The 18,319-nt window shown below is 73.9% G+C and carries 8 protein-coding genes; 4 read left to right on the top strand and 4 right to left on the bottom strand.

Annotation, left to right across the window (positions count from 1 at the left end; translation table 11 throughout):
* Positions 1 to 66 precede the first annotated feature (66 nt).
* From WMF12_RS40655 to WMF12_RS40640, 4 genes are all read right to left on the bottom strand, one after another.
* Positions 67 to 681: a hypothetical protein gene (locus tag WMF12_RS40655; protein ID WP_437853916.1), complete on the bottom strand. Its 615-nt coding sequence runs from the start codon at positions 679 to 681 to the stop codon at positions 67 to 69.
* A complete protein-coding gene (locus WMF12_RS40650) occupies positions 681 to 3,854 on the bottom strand; it encodes a hypothetical protein (RefSeq protein WP_437853915.1) in 3,174 nt (1,057 codons plus the stop codon). The genes WMF12_RS40655 and WMF12_RS40650 overlap by 1 nt, the downstream gene beginning before the upstream one ends.
* Positions 3,851 to 7,513, bottom strand: a complete 3,663-nt coding sequence (locus tag WMF12_RS40645) for a protein kinase domain-containing protein (RefSeq protein ID WP_437853913.1) — start codon at positions 7,511 to 7,513, stop codon at positions 3,851 to 3,853. Before WMF12_RS40645 ends, WMF12_RS40650 begins: the two co-directional genes overlap by 4 nt.
* Positions 7,514 to 7,811: 298 nt before the next feature.
* Complete coding sequence (locus tag WMF12_RS40640; protein ID WP_437853911.1) at positions 7,812 to 11,345, bottom strand: AAA-like domain-containing protein; 3,534 nt, start codon at positions 11,343 to 11,345, stop codon at positions 7,812 to 7,814.
* Between the two features lie 598 nt (positions 11,346 to 11,943).
* Here WMF12_RS40640 and WMF12_RS40635 point away from each other — a divergent pair.
* Genes WMF12_RS40635 through WMF12_RS40620 form a run of 4 tightly spaced genes read left to right on the top strand, consistent with a single transcriptional unit; the run spans position 11,944 to position 18,192 of the window.
* Positions 11,944 to 13,905 (top strand): alpha-amylase family glycosyl hydrolase, encoded by a 1,962-nt coding sequence (locus WMF12_RS40635; RefSeq protein ID WP_437853909.1) that lies wholly within the window; start codon positions 11,944 to 11,946, stop codon positions 13,903 to 13,905.
* A gap of 39 nt (positions 13,906 to 13,944) precedes the next feature.
* Positions 13,945 to 15,024, top strand: a complete 1,080-nt coding sequence (locus WMF12_RS40630; RefSeq protein ID WP_437853907.1) for an ABC transporter ATP-binding protein — start codon at positions 13,945 to 13,947, stop codon at positions 15,022 to 15,024.
* A 7-nt stretch (positions 15,025 to 15,031) separates the two neighbouring features.
* Entirely contained in the window at positions 15,032 to 17,335 is a 2,304-nt protein-coding gene (locus WMF12_RS40625; protein ID WP_437853904.1) for an extracellular solute-binding protein, read from the top strand.
* A complete protein-coding gene (locus WMF12_RS40620; protein ID WP_437712264.1) occupies positions 17,332 to 18,192 on the top strand; it encodes a sugar ABC transporter permease in 861 nt (286 codons plus the stop codon). Before WMF12_RS40625 ends, WMF12_RS40620 begins: the two co-directional genes overlap by 4 nt.
* The last annotated feature ends 127 nt before the right edge of the window (positions 18,193 to 18,319 follow it).

The following is an 18,319-nucleotide window of genomic DNA, read 5'->3' as shown; positions in this document are numbered from 1 at the left end:
CCGCGCCGGCGCGAGCGACATCGCTTCGGATCACCCACGCCGCCGCCGAATTCGGAGCGCTTCGGCCTACTCGCACGCCTCGCCGAGGACGTACCCGTGCTTGCAGATGCAGCGGCACTCGACCTCGAACTCGGGCTCGTTGCACGCCGGCCGGACCTGCCGCACCTGCCTCGCCGTCCGGCCCTCCCTGTCCTTCACCTGCACCTCGATCTCGTAGTCGTGATCGAAGATGTCGCTGCCCGACCAGTTGTTCGGGCAGACTCCCACGTTCGCGAAGGTCGAGATGTCGGCGTCGACGCTCGCTCCCCAGCCGTCGCCGGTCGGCCTGAGGTTGACCGTCCTCGACTCGGACATCACACGCCCGGACACGGGATCGCGGAGCGAGCCGGACAGCTGGACGCCGCAGGCGCTCAGGTTCGTCGCGCGGACGCCCAGGAAGAGCACCCGCCCGCCCTGCGGCGGCATGATGATGTCGATCCCGTCGCCGTCGCTCACCGGGCGCGCCGCGTCGCTCGAGTCGAGCGCGATGACCTCCATGCGGATGTCGGCGCCCTCCTCGCCCAGGTACCCGAGCTTGCAGGCGTGCTCGACCGGCGGGGGATCCCCGCCGTCGTCGGCGCACGCCGGCGCGGCGAGCAGCAGCGCAGCGAGCCCACGGCTCGCCGCAGCGGGCCAGGCCATCAGCGGTCCCGTCCCTCCGGCGCCGGAGGATCACCCCCGTCGTCCTCGGGCTCCTCCCGCGGGATGGGCGCGCGCGGGCGCCTCGTGGCGCCGAAGGAGCTGGAGCTCGTCGGCGCCATGGTGATCGGCGCCATCGCCCGCGAGTCGGGCGCCGGCCGCTGGGACAGCGCGTCGCCGCGCCACCTGCCGTCGACGTCCGCCTCGGCGCGCCCCGGCGCCTCGCTGGGCGCCGAGCTCCATTCATGAAGACCAGCCTGCGGGAAGGGCGTGCGCTCGGCCAGGTACGCCGCGAGCAGCCGATCGCGCTCGAGCTCTTCCGTGCTCGGCGGCGGGGGAGGATCGAGCGTCGGCAGCTCGTCGGTCCACGTCAGGTCCGCGTCGTCCAGGCTCGCGCCGGACCCGGCGCTGGAGAACGCGCGCGGCGCGTTCCGCTCCGTCGGGACAGGCTCCGGGGCGTAGCTTGGGGCACCGCCCGGCGCATGGCTGGAGGCACGGGCCGGCGCCGGGCTGGGAATGCGGGGCGGCGCGTGGCTGGAGGCACGGGCCGGCGTCGGGCTGGGGATGCGGGGCGGCGCGTGGCCAGGGGCGCGGTCCGACGCGTGGCTGGAAGGACGGGGCGGCGGATAGCCAGGAGCACGGTCCGACGCGTGGCTGGAAGGACGGGGCGGCGCGTAGCCAGGGGCACGGTCCGACGCGTGGCTGGAAGGACGGGGCGATGGATAGCGAGGGGCAGGGGCACGGTCCGACGTGTGGCTCGAAGGACGGGGCGATGGATAGCGAGGGGCAGGGGCACGGTCCGACGTGTGGCTCGAAGGACGGGGCGGCGGATAGCCCGGGGCGCGGTCCGACGCGTGGCTCGAAGGACGGGGCGATGGATGGCGAGGGGCAGGGGCGCGGTCCGACGCGTGGCTGGAAGGACGGGGCGGGGTGTACGTGGGCGCGTGATCGAGCGCGCTGGCGGGCGGAGGCTCGGACGCGAAGGAAGGGCTCCGCGAGGTCGGCGGCGGCCCCGGCGGCGGCGGGTCGATGGTCGGGAGCTCGTCGTCCCAGTCCCAATCCTCCGGATCAACTCGGGAATCCGACCGGCGCGCCGACGCGCCGAGCCGGAGATCACCCGACCTCCGCGACGCCGGGAACCCCGCCGGAGGGCCGATCGTCGGCAGCTGGCCCACGCCCGGGTCCCGCGCCGGCGCGTCGTCCCGGCGCTCGAACTGCCGCGACGGGCGCGTCGGCTCGGGCGCCGGCACGGAGTACCTCGTCGACGCGACCTGCCCGAAGGGCCGCGAGTCCCGCGGCAACCGCGGCGGAGGAGGGACGGCCATCGCCGCGCGCGCCGCCGCCGTCGAGGGAGGCGGCTGCGTCGAGATGAGGTTCTCGTCGCGACCCCGCTCGGCCGGCGCCGGGCGATCCGCCGGCGCGGGCTGCCGGGGTTGCACGCTGGTCGGCGACGGCCCGGCCTGCGCGGAGCCCGCGAGCGGCCTGCCGAGCCACGCGGCCTCCTTGCGCGCCTGGGCGGAGCGCGCGCCTTCCTCCGAGCGGACCGCGCGCGGCGCGAGCGTGTCGCCCGGCTCCGTCGGCGGGACCTCGTCGCCGAAGAGCACCGGCGCGGCGGCCGTCACGCGCGACTCCACCCCCGCGGCGCCCCTCCCGGAACGGAAGCCGAACGCGGCGCGGATCGCCCGCTCGTGGTGAGGCTCGACCTCGACGGGCCGGACGATGAAGCACGGCTCCGCGCCCGGCGCCCGCTGCGAGAGGTCGACGTCGAACGGCGCGCCGAGGAGGTGGCCCTGCTCGTCGAACAGGACGCGCACCGGCGGCTGCGCGAAGTGCGCGGGCGACAGCGGCGTCGAGAGGACGACCCCGAGCTCGCCGGTGCTCAGCTGCACGAACGTCCCCGTCGGGATGATGCCGAGCGCGCCGACGAGCAGCTTGCCGATCGCCCGGTCGGTCGCGCTCTCGGCGCCCGAGATCATGCGCTGGAGCACGGCGTCGAGCGACGAGGCGCCGCCCGACGCGGTCTCGATCGTCGGGAACGGCGCCGTCCGGAGCTCCGTGAACTGGCGGGCGGCCGCCAGGATCCGCGCGAGCACCGTGGGGCTGCGCCGGCCGCCGTAGAGCGGGCCCTGCCGGCCGCCTTGCCGGAGCGCGAGCGCCTCGTAGGCGATCACCGTGCGCGTGATCGAGGGCGCGTGCAGCTTGCCGAGCGCCGTCAACATGACGGCCGCGCTCGCGGGCAGCCGCTCCTTCTCGTCGTCGCTCAGGCCGCGCTCGAGGAGAGAGCGCGCGACTGGCTCCTCGCCGTCGGCCGAGTCGGCGAGCACCCCCGTGAGCCGCAGCCGGCTCACGTCGTAGAGCAGCGCTGCGGTGACGAGGCTCCCGAGCATCCTCCTGTCGGTCGTGAGCTGCCGGGCGATGCCCAGCGCGACGATCGCCGTGGACACGCTGATGCCCCCCTCGTCCGGGTCGGCGATCTTGCCCGCGGCGACCGAGAGCAGGAGGCGCGCGTCCTCCTCGGCCGCGGCGACGAGCTTCTGCGCGACGCGCTTCACCCGCTGCGGCAAGATCGCCGGGGACGAGCGCAGGGCCGCGTAGAACGATCGCATCACGAGGATCGCCGCCGCGTAGGTGCGGCTGATCCGGCCGATGCGGGTGCCGTCGCCGTCGATGGCCCCGCCAGGGAACGGGTTCGTGAGCTTGCGGACCCGGACGCCCCGCAGGCTCGACTGGAGGAGCCGCGCGGCGATGCTGCGGTCGCGCTGGGCGTCGGCGAGGAGGCGGGCGAAGGCGGCGAGCTCGGCGCGACGGACCGCCTTCTCGAGCACGAGCTCGGAGACGTCGCAGGCCTCGAAGAAGCTGCCGAGCTCCAGGGCGACCTCGTACGTCTCGCGCGAGGCGCGGAGCATCTGGCCGTTGATGAAGAGGGTGTTGCCCGCGAACACGATCGTCGCGGCCTCGCTCCCCGACAGCTCGCAGAACTGGACGATGCTGTCGATCGCGGACGGAACGAGCGACAGCACCGCCTGGTTCGAGTCGCTGTGCAGGAGGCACGCCTTCGCGAGCCGGTAGATCATCTGCACCAGGCCGAGCGCCGCGCGGCGCCGCCCGTCGGCCTTCACGCCCGAGATCGCCGTGTCGCCGGTGCTCTCGTGGAGGTTGGCTTTCTCCTCGCTCACGGCTTCCTCCCGCCGCGGGGCGACGGAGACGGCGCCGGCTTCGTCGAGGGCACCGCGCTGCCGGGCGCAGGCTCGATGGCCGTGCGGGACGGCGCGCCGAAGGGCAACGAGGCGGGGCCCTGCCGCACGCTGTACGGCGCGGCGCTGGCGCTCGAGGGCGGGGCGGGGGACCTCGGCGGCGCGGCCGGGCGCGGCATCGACGGCGGCATCGGCGGCGGCGCGGCCGTCGGGGTGGACGACGACGTGGAGGAAGGCGGCGGCCCACGCCGGCTGAACGGCACGGAGGTGGGAGGCGCCGAGGCGGCGCTCGTCGAGGCGGGCACCGGCGATACGAGCGGCGGCCTGTAGGCGGATCGGCCGCCGTCGCCGCCGTTCGGGGTCATGGATCCGGGGCGCGGGGTGCTCCACGGCTCGAGCTGGTCGGGCAGGCTGAGCGGCCCGCCCGGGCTCACGCGCCGGACCGAGACGGGCGAGTACGAGCGCTTTGCGCGCGAGGGCGGCGCGCTCGCGTCCGGGTGCGCCTGCGCCGGCGGGCGCTCGCTCGGGCGGGTCGGCGCGACGAGGCGCGCGGCGATCGCGACCGCGGCGCGCGCGGCGGCGTCGCGCACCGGCGGGGTGTTCCACCAGCGCGGCTTGGTCGCCTCCTTGACCGCGCGGAGCGCCTCGTAGCTCCGCGCCTGGCAGAGGAAGTGCGCGGCCAGCTCGCGGGTCTGCTCGATCGCCTCGGACGGGATGAGCTGGCGCTTCTCGAGCAGCTCGATCGCGAGCTTCTCGGCGCGCGCGGGGTTCAGGTGCGCGACGGTCTCGAGCCACTGCCGCCGCTCTGCCCCCGAGAGGTCGTGGAACGACGGCGCGACGATCCGCCGCACGAGCGTCGGGCCCGCGGCGAGCACGCCGAGCTTGCCGATGAGGCGCAGGGCCTCGCAGCGCACCGGCGGCGCGGGGTCGTCGAGGAGCTTCTGGAGCTCCTCCCGGACGCGCTCGGCGGCGGAGCTCGCGGAGCCGCCCTCGCCCGCGGCGGCGTCGGGGAGCTCGGCGAGCGCGTTGATGCGCACCTCGACGTGCGGGCTCGCGAAGCCGGCCTCCAGCGCGGCGAGGGCGCCGGGCGTCTTGAGCTGCGCGAGCAGCTGGAGGAGCGTCAGGGCGAGGGGGGCCGGGGCGCGAGAGAGCAGGTCCCCGAGCTCGGCCTCCCGGCCCGGCGCCCACCGCCGCATGTAGGCGAACAGGACCTCGCGCAGGCGCTCGGACTGCACCGCGCCGTGGCACTGGCATGCGGCGCTGAAGAGCGAGCCGTCCTCGAGCACGTCGAGCGCGTGGGCCAGCCCCTCGACGATCGCCGGGTCGAGCGGCGCCACGCTCCGGCTCGCGCCGGCTTGCGCCGCGCTCCGGCTTGCGCCGGCCTGCAACGTGTTCCGGCTTGCGCCGGCCTGCGCCGCGCTGCGCCCTGGATCGGCCTTCGCCGTGCTCCGGCCTGCGTCGACCTGTGTCGCGCTCCGGCTTGCGCCGGCCTGCGCCGCGCTCCGGCCCACGCCGGCCTGCGCCGCCACGCCTGCGGCCGCCGCGCCGCCGAGGGCAGCGCCTGCGGCCGCCACGCCGTGGCCCACCGCGCCGGTGGCCGACGCTCCCGTGGCCGCCGCGCCGGTGGCCGCCGGCTCCTCCGGGTGAGCCGTCGCGAGATCGCTGAGGATCGCCCGGAGCGCCTCGACCGGGAACATCGCCTGCGCGAGCGCCCGGTCGACGGCGCGCGGCGAGAGCTGCGGCAGCGCGGCGCTCGATCGACTTGCCGCACCTGCCGCACCTGCCGCGCCGCGCTGCATGCCGTCGAGCCGCGCGAAGAACGCGCGCCGGAGCATCGTCTGCACCTCGAACGCGAGCTCGTAGCTGTGCAGGACGATCTGGTCGGCGGTCCACGCGGTGAGCGCCCCCGTCATGCGGTCCTCGTCGCCGTGCCGGACGGCGTCCACGTAGCCGTCGACGAACGCGTCCATGTAGCGCTCGTTCCACTGCTCCGACGGCAGCGCGATCTGGGCGCCGAGGGTGCTCCGGGTCAGCGGGTCGATGGCGAGCGCCGAGGCGGCCGCGCCCGTCTCCGCGAGCGCGGCCTCGACGTTCCGCTGCAGCGCCCTGCCCGCGAGCGAGCTCTCGTCCCACAGGCTCTCGATCTGCGCGAGGGCGCGCGCCCCCACCGCGACCTCCCGGCACTGCTCCTCGAAATCCTCCAGGTCCGTGTCGCCCTCGGCGAACTGGTCGATCGCCATGTACGCGATGTGCTCGAAGCGCCGGTCCCAGAGCGCGGTCACGGCGTCGTCGTCCTCGCCCATGCCGAAGCTCTGGTCGCGGAGCAGGATGGCGGCGAAATCGCGGAGCTCGGCCTCGGTGATGCCGGCCTTGATCTGGATCTTCCGGACGCCGTCGGCGAAGAGCTGGTAGGGGATGCGATCGAACGGGGGCCTGTCGGGCTGCCAGATCGGCTGGCCGCCCGAGGTGAACGCGCTCGGGGTGACCTCCCAGCGGACGCCGAGGGGGTTCTGCGAGAGCGTCCGCGTGATCTCGTCGAACGCGAAGTGGATGCCCTTGTTCACGTGGGGGTGGTTCCACCCGTACTGGCGGATGTTGCTGAGCACGAGCGCGAGCTGCCTCCAGACGCCGACGAGCCGCTGGCAGGTCTGCTCGACGATCGACGGCGGATCCTGGTCCTCGTCGATGGTGTCGTTGCCGCGGACGAGCACGCGCGGCGCCTTCTTCTCGCGCGAGGGCGTCAGCTGGCCGGCGGCGTGCGCGGCCGTCAGCCGGCGGAGCTCGCCGCGCATCGCGGCGGCGCTCTGGAAGCGGCCCCCGCGCTCGAAGGCGAGCGCCTTGTCGACGAACGCCACGATCTCGACCGGCAGGTCGGGGACCTCGGTCGCGATCGACGGCGCTGTCTGCGTCGCGGCGAGGAAATACGACTCGGACTCGCTCCGGCCGCGGTTGAGCCGCTTGCCCGACAGGAGGGTGAACAGGCTCGCGCCGACCGACCAGAGGTCGGACCGGCCGTCGATGCCGGACACGCCCATCGCCTGCTCGGGCGACATGAAGGCCGGCGTGCCGAACGTGAGCCCCGCGCGCGTGGCCTGCCGCTCGGGGTCGCGCATCCGGGCGATGCCGAAGTCGAGGACCTTCACGTGGCCGGCGCTCGTGACGAAGATGTTGGCCGGCTTGATGTCGCGGTGGACGATGCCGATCGAGTGGCACTTCTCGAGCAGATCGAGCACGACGTCGAAGACGGGCAGCACCTGGGCGAGGGGGAGGGTGCCGCCGGCGCTGCTCGCGAGCCGCTGGAGCGTGGTGCCGGAGAGCAGCTCCATGACGAGGAACGGCTCGCCGCGGTCGCTGAGGTCGTCCTCGACCACGGCGACGCGCGCCGGGTGATCGACCCGGTTCGCGATCTTGCCCTCGCGCAGGAAGCGGTCCCGCAGCTCGGCGTTGCGCGCGAACTCGATGTGGAGGACCTTGACCGCCGCCCGCGTCCCCCTGCGGTGGGTCGCCGCGAACACCGCGCCCATGCCGCCGACGCCGAGCAGATCGTCGAGCCGCCACTTGGCGTTCAGGGCTGTCCCGATCCGCGAAGCGGCGGTGTCCACGAGGTTCGGCTCCTCGGCGTGCGGGTCGAGCGGGGCCATAGACCGGGCAGCGATCAGGGGCCGCGCAGTGCGCGGCAGAGGGCGAGCAAGCCTGGCCGAGCATACATGGTTCCCGCTGAAGCGCGAACCATGACAAGAAGGTCCGCCCCCACGGAATAAAGGTGGGAGAGGCATCCTGTGGGGCTGCTGCCAGGCGCCTCGCAGCGCGCAGCGCGTGGTTCACGTGGGTTCACGTGGCTTCGCGTGAGTTCAGCTTTCGCGTGCAACCGATAGAGAAGATCACGGCCCGCCGCGGAGCGCGCCGACACGCCCGGACACTCACCGACGATTCCCCGCTTCAGCGTACGTCCAGCCGCGGCGCTGCGCCGGCGTCCTGCTCGGGGGCGCCTGGCCACTCGGGGCACGTGGCGCGGTAGTCGATGCCGGGCATGAGCTGCGCCCATTCCTCGCGCGTGAAGTTGCGCCCGGCGTAGGCGCACGCGCGCGCCATCAGGGACTCGGCCGCGATCGAGAAGACGCGCGCCGCGCCGTCGTTCGCGGCGGTCACGACGCGGGTGGCGTCGGGGCTGAACACGGCGTCCGTCAGCGTGACGCCCTCGGCGCGGAGGGTGATCGCCTCGCCCTGCCCGTCGACGGGGAGCACCCGCGCGATGCCGTCGCTCGACACCGCGACGAGGCGTGCGCTGTCGCTGCTGAACGCGACGGTCCGGACCGCCGCGCCGAGGCCGCTCAGGAGGAGGGGCTGGCCCTGGCCGTCGACGCGGAGCAGCCGCACGCCGCCGTCGAGCGCGGCGATCGCGACGTGGCTCCCGTTCGGGCTCACCGCGATGGCGGCGATCGCCCGGTCCTCGTACCCCGACGGGAGGACGCGCGGGACGCCGCGGCCGTCCGCGGGCCAGACCTTCACGTTGGGCCCCGACGTCGCCACGATGTGCTGGCCATCCGGGCTGAACGCCGCCCGGAGCAGCCCCGCGCGCTCGTCGCGCAGCACGACGGGCTCGCCCGGGACGCCGTCCTCGAACACGCGCAGGATGCCGTTCCACGAGGTGGTGACGATCCGGGTGCCCTCCGGGCTGAAGGCGACGCCCACCACCCGGTCGTCGTGGACCCCGAGCACGATCGGCTGGCCCCGCCCATCGGCGCGCCAGATCCGCGCCGTCTTGTCGGCCGAGCCGGTGACGAGGCGGCTCCCATCGGGGCTGAGGTCGACGCTGAGCAGGTGCTCCGCGTGCCCGCGGAGGACGACGGGCTCACCCGAGCCGTCGGCCCGGAAGACGCGCGCGGTCTTGTCGGTCCCGGCGGTGGCGATCCTGCTGCCGTCGTGGCTGACGGCGATGCCGGTCAGCGGCCCCTCATGGCCGCGCAGGAGCAGCGGCTCGCCCGGCCCGCCGAGCCGCCACACCCGCGCGGTCCCGTCCTCCGACGCGGTGACGACGCTCGCGCCGTCGCGGCTGAAGGCGGCGCTGTTCACGACCCCCTCGTGGCCCTCGAGGACCATCGGCGCGCCCTTGCCGTCCGCGCGGAAGACGCGCGCGGTCCCGTCCGCGGAGGCCGTGACCACCGCGCCGCCGTCGGCGCTGAAGGCGGCGCTGCGCACCGCGCCCTCGTGCCCGCGGAGGACGACGGGCTCACGCCGGTCCGCGCCGAGGATGCGCGCCGTCCCGTCGCCCGTCGCGAGGACGATGCGGTCGTCCACCGGGCTCGTGTCCGCGCTCTCGACGCCCGGCCCGTGCCCCTTCAGCGCCGCGGGGGCGCCCTGCCCGTCGGCGCGGACGACGTAGACCGTCCCGCTGATGGCCGTGGCGAGGATCCGGGCCCCGTCGTGGCTGAACACCGCGCGCCGGATGAGCCGCTCGCCCAGGGGCACGACGAGCGGCGACTCGTCCTCCATGCCGGGGCGCCACACGTAGATCGCGCCGCCCGTCGTCCCCGCGACGACGCGGCTGCCATCCGGGCTGAACGCCACGCTGGTCGGCGCGGCGTCCCTCGTCCCGAGCGCGCGAACCTCGTGGCCGTCGGGGCGCCACAGGCGCACCGCGCCGTCGGTCGACGCGGTCGCCAGGAGGCTCCCGTCGTGGTTGAAGGCGACGGCGACGACGCCGGCGGAGGTGGGGGCGCGCAGCACGAGCGGCTCGTCGCGCCCGCCGAGGCGGAAGATCCTCGCGGCCCCGTCGGCCGAGGCGGTGGCGACGAGGCGGCCGTCGGGGCTGAAGGCCGCGTGGTGGACCGCGCCGCCGTTCCCGACGAGCACCTCCTGGTCGACGGCGGGGCCCCAGACCGCGTCGCCGAGCGCCTGCACCACGGCGGGGCCCGCGGGGCGGCCGCTCGCCCTGGCGGCGAGGGCCGCCTCCACGGCGAGCAGGCGCGCGCGGGGCAGCAGGCCCTCGGCGCGCTCCTTCGCCGACTGGGCCGCGAGCCGCCGGGCGCCGTTCTCGCGCGACTCCTGCTGCGCGCGGAGGAGCGCCCGCTCCTCCTTCCCCATCTGCCAGAGGAGCACGAGGGTCAGGCCGCCGAGCAGCGTGACGGCGACCGCGAGCACGGTGATGAGCCGCCGCGTCGACCGCTTCTGGCCCTCCGCCCGCGCGCAGGCGGAGAGGAACGCCCTCTCCTCCGCCGAGAGGTCCCCCCGCCCATCGCACCACGACGTGAGCTCCGCGAGCGCCACGCCGCCCACGACGTAGTCGTCCCTCCGCCCGTGCGACAGCCAGCGCGCGAGCGGCTCCCTGGTGGCTCGGTCCGCCTCCCGCGACAGCACCCACGCCCGGTCGAAGACCTGGCGGACGACGCGATTGCGCACGTCGAGGTACGGCGCGCCCGAGGCCTCCGTCCGCTCCACGGAGAGCCCCGAGAGCAGCAGCGTCCGCTGGACCGGGTCCCCGGCGTCGACGCCCACCCGGTGGCCGTCGAGCAGCTGCTTGTACAGCCGGAGGAGCGCCGGCGTCCGCCCGCAGCGGGGCCACTGCGCCTCCAGGCACCGCTCCGCGTGGCGCAGGTTCGGGTCCTCGGTCCGGCCCTGGTCCAGGAACCGCCGCGCCACGGCCTCGTCGACGTCGAGATCGCGCCGCTCTCCGGCGAGATCGGCGCAGAGCCGCTGCGTCATGTAGGGGTGCCCCGAGGTCCACGCGAAGACCGCGTCGAGCAGCGCGTCGGGGTCTGCCACGAGCCCCTCCAGGCCCGCGCGGAAGCCGCGCGCCTCGGCGCGGGTGAAGTCGCCGAGCCGGATCGGGCGGCCGATGTTGAACGGCGCGCGCGCCGGATCCGCGACGAGCTCCGAGGGCGCCGCCGCCCCGAGCAGGCAGAACGTCAGCCGGGCGTTGGCGGGGCGCTCCGCGCGCCGGTTCACGACGGCCCGGAGGACGGCGAAGAAATCGTCCCGCGAGAACGGGAGGGCCAGCGTGGCGTCGACCTCGTCGATGAACAGGACGATCGCGGAGGAGATCTCCACGAGCACGACGTCCTCGAGCCAGCGTAACCAGCAGTGCACCGGCCCGAGGTGCCAGTGGGCATCCCAGAACTCGTCCGGCGGCTCCAGCCCGAGCTGCTCGGCGAACTCCGACGCGATCCCGAGGTACCAGCTCACCGGCGAGGTGGTGTCGGTGCCGAGCGCCCCGAGATCGACGCTCGCGCACTCCACCTGCTCGGCGCGGAGCCGCGTCGAGACCTGGAGTCGCAGGCTGGATTTCCCGATGTGCCGGGTCGACAGCACATAGCAGAGCTCTCCGCGCAGGAGCGCCTCGAAGAGCTCTCTGTCGGCGGGGCGCTCGATATAGATCACGCCGTCGCCCACGGTCCCGCCCGCCTGGAACCGGCGCCTGTGATCTCCGGCACTGGCCTTCGCCTGATCGAGGTCGGGAGGCGCCGAGAAGGTCACGAATCTGACGGTGCCATGCGACGCCAGGACCGTCAACGGAACGACAGCCCGTGTCGCTGGCGTCCGTGGTGAAAACAACAAGGTTCGCGGCGACGCGGTGAATGTCACGCGAATGTCGCCTCGACCGGATGGGCTGGCGCTCACACGATCGGGATTCGCCGGCGACGCGCGCCCCGGCCTCGGCTGTGCGCCTGCGCGCCTGTGTCGCGCGCGGCGCGATTGCGTGTGCGTCGATCGTGTCGCGCCGCGAAAACCCGCTTTTTACGTCCAGAAATCGTGGACCGGGCCACCGCTGCCGGTGTAGCGTTCGCGCCGTGCGAGGGGCGTTGAGGGCGGGGCAGAATCGCGTCGTGGCCGCGCCGGCCGCCGTGCCGCTGCTCGTCTGCGCATTGCGCTCCGCGGCTCGGAAGGCTCCTGCGGACACTACGGCTTTGCCTGACACTCCAGAAGCTCCTGCCGGAGCGCGCGGGCGGCCTGGCCCGGACGCGGTCGCGCCGCTGCCCATCGGGCTCATCCGTCGAGATGGGCTCTCGTCCGGCGCGTGTGTCGGCTCGCGTGGATGCGTGATGGCTCGACACGCCGAGCTAAGGTGATCGCGATGGACCGGCGGCGATCGAGACTCTCCCTCTGGCGAACGGCGCGCGCGGCCGCCCTCGCGCGGGCGGCCGGGGCCGCCTCGCTCGCGCTCCTCGCGGCGGCGTGCGCCGAGCTCGACGAGGAGCCCGCGCGGTCGGCCTCGCTCGGGGCCCACGCGAGCGACTGGCGGGAGGAGATCATCTATCAGGTGCTGATAGACCGCTTCGCCGACGGCGACGCGGGGAACAACCATCGGGTGTCCTCGGCGCCAAGCAGGTGGCACGGCGGCGACTGGAAGGGGCTCGAGGAGGGTCTGCCCTACCTCGAGGCGCTCGGCGTCACCGCGCTCTGGATCTCGCCGATCGTCAAGAACGTCGACACCGACGCCGGCGTCGACGGATACCACGGTTACTGGACGCAGGATTTCACCGAGCTGAATCCCCATTTCGGCGACCTCGCGTCGCTGCGCCAGCTCGTCGCGTCGGCCCACGGCCGCGGTATGAAGGTCATCCTCGATATCGTGACGAACCACGTCGGCCAGCTGTTCTATTATGATATCAACGAGAATGGGCAGCCCGACGAGGACATCCAGGGCAGCGGCGAGGACGGGCGCCTCCAGGTCGAGGCAGTGAACGAGTACGATCCGGAGTTCGACCCCCGCGGCGTCCAGGCGCGGACGTCGCTCGGCAAGTCGAGGCCGGCGCCGATCGTCTTCCGTCACGACCCCGCGACCAACCACCTCCCGCCGCAGCCCGTGCTCTTCCAAAACCCCGAGGTCTACAACCGCAAGGGGCGCATCCTCGATTTCGAGGATGTCGACCAGCTCGTGCACGGCGATCTCCCGGGCGGCCTCAAGGACATCGACACCTCCCGCTGCGACGTGAAGCGGGCGATGGTCGACGTGTTCGTGCGCTGGGTCGAGCTCACCGACGTCGACGGGTTCCGCATCGACACGCTGAAGCACGTCGAGCACGAGTTCTGGCGCTATTTCACGCAGAACGTCCGGCTGCAGCTGGCGACGATGGGCAAGGCCGATTTCTTCATGTTCGGCGAGGCCTTCGACGGCAAGGACGACCTCGTCGGCAGCTTCACGAAGCACGAGGTCCCGGCCCACCCGCACGACGAAGCGCTCGGCGGCGATCTCGAGCGCGAGAACGGCGACGAGGCGGAGGGGGGCTGTCCGGGCGCCGCGCCGATCACGGGGGACTCCGTCGACTCCGTGCTTTATTTCCCCCAGCATTATCGGGTCTTCCGCGACGTCTTCCGGGACGCTCGGGCCACGCGGCGGATCGAGGCGCTCTGGGACGCGCGGGCGCTCAACTACGGCGCTGAGCCGAACGCGAACGGCATTGGCGTTCCGCCGCTGAAGGCGCTGGTCAACTTCATCGACAACCACGACGTCCCGCGCTTCCTCCATGTCGGCCCGGGCGCCTCGCCCTTCAAGGCCGATCCCGAGGCGGCGCTCAAGAATGCGCTCCTGTTCCTCTTCACGGAGGAAGGCATCCCTTGCCTGTACTACGGCACGGAGCAGGGCTTCAGCGGCGGCGACGATCCGGCGAACCGCGAAGATCTCCGGGAGAGCGGCTATGACACGGAGCACCCGCTCTTCCGGTGGGTCCAGCGGCTCACGGCGCTGCGCAGGGGCTACCCGGCGCTCACCGTCGGCGAGCAGCGGGTGCGCTGGTCGACGGAGCGGACGGGCGAAGGGGACGAGGACGCGGGGATCTTCGCGTTCGAGCGGGGGGAGCCGGACGGCGACTATGCGCTCGTGGTGCTCAACACGCACCCCCGGAAGCAGAGCGCCACGAGCTTCGACGGGGCGGCGATGACCACGGGGCTGACGCGGGGGACCGTGCTCGTCGACGTGCTCTCGCCCGAAAAAAAGACATATAGGGCGGGCGCGAACGGCGCTGTCACCGTCAAGCTGCCTCCGGTGAGCGGGGCGCTGCTCATCCCGGAAGACCAGATCATCCATGGTCTCTGATCCTGCCTGGCACTCCTCCCTTCCAAGAGAGTCTCCAACATGGCGTCTGTCAAAGTGCGCGGACTCAACAAGCGATTCGGCCAGACCCACGTGCTGCGCGGCGTCTCGGTCGACGTGCCCGACGGCTCGTTCGCCGTCCTCGTGGGACCGAGCGGCTGTGGCAAGTCGACGCTGCTCAGGCTGCTCGCCGGGCTCGAGGAGGCAGACGACGGCACGATCGCGCTCGGCGACCGCGACGTCACGCGGCTCGAGCCGCGCGATCGCGACATCGCGATGGTGTTCCAGTCGTACGCCCTCTACCCGCACCTCACGGTGCGCGAGAACCTCGCCTTCGGCCTGAAGCTCCGGAAGACGCCGCCGGCCGAGATCGAGGCGCGCGTGAAGGAGGCGTCGGAGATGCTCGGGCTCGGCCCGCTCCTCGACCGGCACCCCCGGGCGCTCTCCGGCGGCCAGCGGCAGCGCGTGGCCATGGGCAGGGCCATCGTGCGGCGGGCGCAGCTCTTCCTGTTCGACGAGCCGCTCTCGAACCTCGACGCCGCCCTGCGCGCGCAGGTGCGGGTCGACATCCGCAAGCTGCACGATCGGCTCGGCGCGACCAGCGTCTACGTCACCCACGATCAGGTCGAGGCCATGACGCTCGCCGACGAGATCTTCGTGCTCAACAAGGGCGTCGTCGAGCAGTCGGGGCCGCCCCTCGAGGTCTTCGCCCGGCCTCGCACCCAATTCGTGGCGAGCTTCCTCGGCAGCCCGGCCATGAACTTCGTCGAGGCGCGCCTGGAGAGCCGGGGCGGCCGGTGGGTCGCGGCCCAGGGCGACCTCGCCATCCACATCGACGCGGCCGACTTCCCGGGCGCGCTCTCGTCCGGGCGGCAGGTGACGGTCGGCGTGCGCCCGCACGAGGTGGACCTCGCCCCGGGCGACGGCGGCGCCCCGTTCGAGGTGGCGATCGTCGAGGCCCTCGGGGCCGAGTCGTACGCGCACGGCACCGTCGCGGGGGCGCCGTTCGTGGCGCGCCTCGACCCGGCGGCGCGCGTCGCGAAGGGGGACACCGTGCACGTCGCGCTCCGCCAGGTGCACCTGTTCGACGCGGACTCCGGGCTGAGCCTGCGAGAAGCGTGAGGCGACCGTGCCGAGCCGTCGCTGCCGTCTCGCGCTCACGCTCGCTGCGTTCGCTGCGCCCGCGCTGATCCTCCTCTTGCCCGCGCTCGCGGCCGCGGCGCCGATCCGGCTGTGGCACGCCTACCGCGACGACGAGGCCAGGGCGCTCGACGCCATCGTCGCCGCCTTCGAGGGCGAGGAGGTCGAGATCCTCGCCGTCCCGTTCGACGCCTACGCCTCGAAGCTCCAGGCCGCGATCCCGATGGGGGAGGGGCCCGACCTGTTCATCGACGCCCACGAGCGGCTCGGCGACTTCCGCGCGCGCGACCTCGTCGCGCCCGTGGGCGACGCGCTCGAGCCGGGCGGCGAGGCCGTGTTCCAGGGGCCGGCGCTCGCCGCGGTCCGGCAGCGGGGCGAGATCCTCGGCCTGCCGATCAGCCAGAAGTGCGTGGCGCTCTACATGAACACCGCGCTCGTGAAGGAGGCCCCGGCGGCGCTCGAGGACATCGCGGCGCTGGCCGGCTCGCTCCCCGAGGGCGTGTACCCGCTCGCGTACGAGGCGTCGAACGCCTACGCGCACATGCCGATCCTCGCGGCGTTCGGCGGCGCGATGCTGGGCGAGGACGACCAGTTCGGCTTCGTCGGCCCGGGGCCCGAGCGCTCGCTCGAGCTCGTCCGTTCGCTGATCGAGCGGCGGGTCGTCCCGGAGGACGCGAACGGCGCGCTGGTGACCGACCTGTTCAACGCGGGCCGCGCCGCGTTCGTGATCAGCGGGCCGTGGTTCGCGGGCGGCCTCGGCGAAGAGGCGCGGCGGCGCGCCCGCGTCGTCCCGCTCCCGAAGGTGCGCGAGACCGGCCTCCCGATGCGGCCGTTCCTGACCGTCGAGGCGGTGATGCTCTCGCCCCAGGGCGCGCGGCGCGCCGGGGCGCGGGCGCTCGCGCGCCACCTCGCGGGCGCCGCGGCCGCGGCCACGCGGCTCGAGCTCGCGCGCACGCCGCCGGTGCGGAGCGACGTGGCGGTCCCGGCCGGCGACGCCTTCATCGCGGCGTTCACCGAGCAGGCCAAGGCGGCCATCCCGATGCCGACCTCGCCGGCGATGCGCTCGACCTGGGAGCCGTCCACGCGCGCGATCCGCAAGGTGCTCCGGGGCGACGCGCCCCCCGACGTCGCGCTCTCCGAGGCCAAGCGCCGCTTCGACGACGTCCGCCGGCCGCTCCCGCCCCCCGCCTCGCCGGCGCCGCTCCTCGTCGCGCTCGGCGCGCTCGCGCTGGCGCTCGCTCTCCGGTGGGTCCGCGCCGCGAGGGGCGCGGCGCCCGGCACCGCGCACTGGCGCTCGTTCCGGCGGTCGCTCGGACGCTCGATCGGGCGATCGATTCCTGCCTACAAGTACGTCGCGCACGCGGTCGTCGCGATCGGCGTGCTGGTGGTGATCCCGCTCGTCATCGGCGCGGCGACGTCGCTCTTCGCCGGCAGGGGCGAGGACCTCCGGTACGTCGGCCTCGCCAACTTCATCAGCATCCTCACGGCCCGCGGCGGGCCGCTCTTCGCGAGCGGCTCGTTCTACCTCGTGCTCGCGGTGACCGTGCTCTGGACCGCGGTGAACCTCTGCCTCCACGTCCTCCTCGGCGTCTCGCTGGCGCTGCTCCTGCACCGCCCGACCCTGCGCCTCCGGGCGCTCTACCGGGTGCTCCTCATCGTGCCCTGGGCCGTGCCGAGCTACGTGACCGCGCTGTCCTGGAAGGGCATGTTCCACCGGCAGTTCGGGGCCGTCACCGGCCTCATCGAGGCGGTGAACTCCGCGCTCGGGACGAGCATCGAGCCCATCTCCTGGTTCTCGAGCTTCACGACGGCGTTCACGGCCAACGTGGCGACCAACGTCTGGCTCGGGTTCCCGTTCATGATGGTGGTCACGCTGGGCGCGCTCACCGCCGTGCCGGAGGACGTGCTCGAGGCCGCCGAGGTCGACGGCGCCACGCGGTGGCAGCGTCTGCGGAAAATTACGCTGCCTCTGATCAAGCCGGTGCTCGCGCCCGCGGTGACGCTGGGCGCGATCTGGACGTTCAACATGTTCAACGTCGTGTTCCTCGTGTCCGGCGGCGACCCGGACGGCACCACGGACATCCTCGTCTCCGAGGCGTACCGGTGGGCGTTCACCCGCGAGGCCCAGTACGGCTACGCGGCGGCGTACTCGGTGCTCATCTTCCTGCTCTTGACGCTCGCGACGCGGGCCTTTCGCTTCCGGCGGCGGCGGACGCCCGTCTCCGCCATTCCGCAGGGCGGGGCCGAGGCTGGATCGGCGCCCGTGCCGGCGGCGGCGACGGAGGTCGCGTGACGCGGAGGCCCTCTCCGGTCGAGTCGATCGCGGTGCACGCCGCGCTGGTCGCGGCGGTCGCGTTCGCGCTGTACCCGGTGCTCTGGGTCGCCTCGATCGCCTTCTCCGGGGCGCGCCCGCCGGTGCCGGAGGTGCTGCCCATCCCGAACCAGCCGACGCTCGAGCACATCGTGGCGGTGGTCACGACGTCGAAGAAGGTCGGCGGCGAGCCGATCTGGCTCTTCCCCCGCCAGCTCGCCAACTCGATCGTCGTCGCGCTCGCGACGGCGGCCGCCGGCGTCTCCGTCGCGGTCCCGGCGGCGTACGCGCTCGCGCGCTTCCGGTTCCTCGGCAAGGACCGCGGCCTGCGCGCGCTGCTCGCGACGCAGATGTTCCCCACGGTGGCGAGCGCGATCCCGCTGTACCTCCTGCTCGACGCGCTCGGCCTGCTCAACTCGCGGACCGGGCTCGTGCTCTGCTACGCGTCGACGGCGGTGCCGTTCTCGATCTTCCAGCTCCGGGCGGCGTTCGAGGCGATCCCGGTCGACCTGGAGGAGGCGGCGATGGTCGACGGGGCGACGCGCTTCCAGGCTTTCCTCCGGGTCGTGCTCCCGGCGGCGCGGCCGGCGATCGCCGTGACGGCGCTGTTCGCGATCATGACGGCGTACAACGAGTTCATCCTCGCGGCGACGCTGCTCGGCAAGGAGGAGATGTTCACGCTGCCGGTGGTGCTGCAGCGGTACATCGGCGAGTACGACGCGCAGTGGGAGCGGTTCGCGGCGGGGGCGCTCCTCGTGTCGCTGCCGGTCATGGCGGCGTTCTATGTGGTGCAGCGCCACCTGATCGCGGGGCTGACGACGGGCGGCGTGAAGGGGTGAGCGCGCCGCGGTGAGCGTGGCTGCGGGCGCCCCGGCGCGCGACGGCCGGGGCGCCGGCGGCGCGGGCCGCCAGCGCCGCGTCCGCCGGCGGCGCGACCCGCGCTTCCCGGCCTCGTGCTGCTCGGGG

The sequence above is a fragment of the Sorangium sp. So ce363 genome, from assembly GCF_051520435.1.
In the GTDB taxonomy this organism is placed as follows: Bacteria; Myxococcota_A; Polyangia; order Polyangiales; family Polyangiaceae; genus Sorangium; species Sorangium cellulosum_B.
This window is presented reverse-complemented; position numbering and strand designations above follow the sequence as displayed.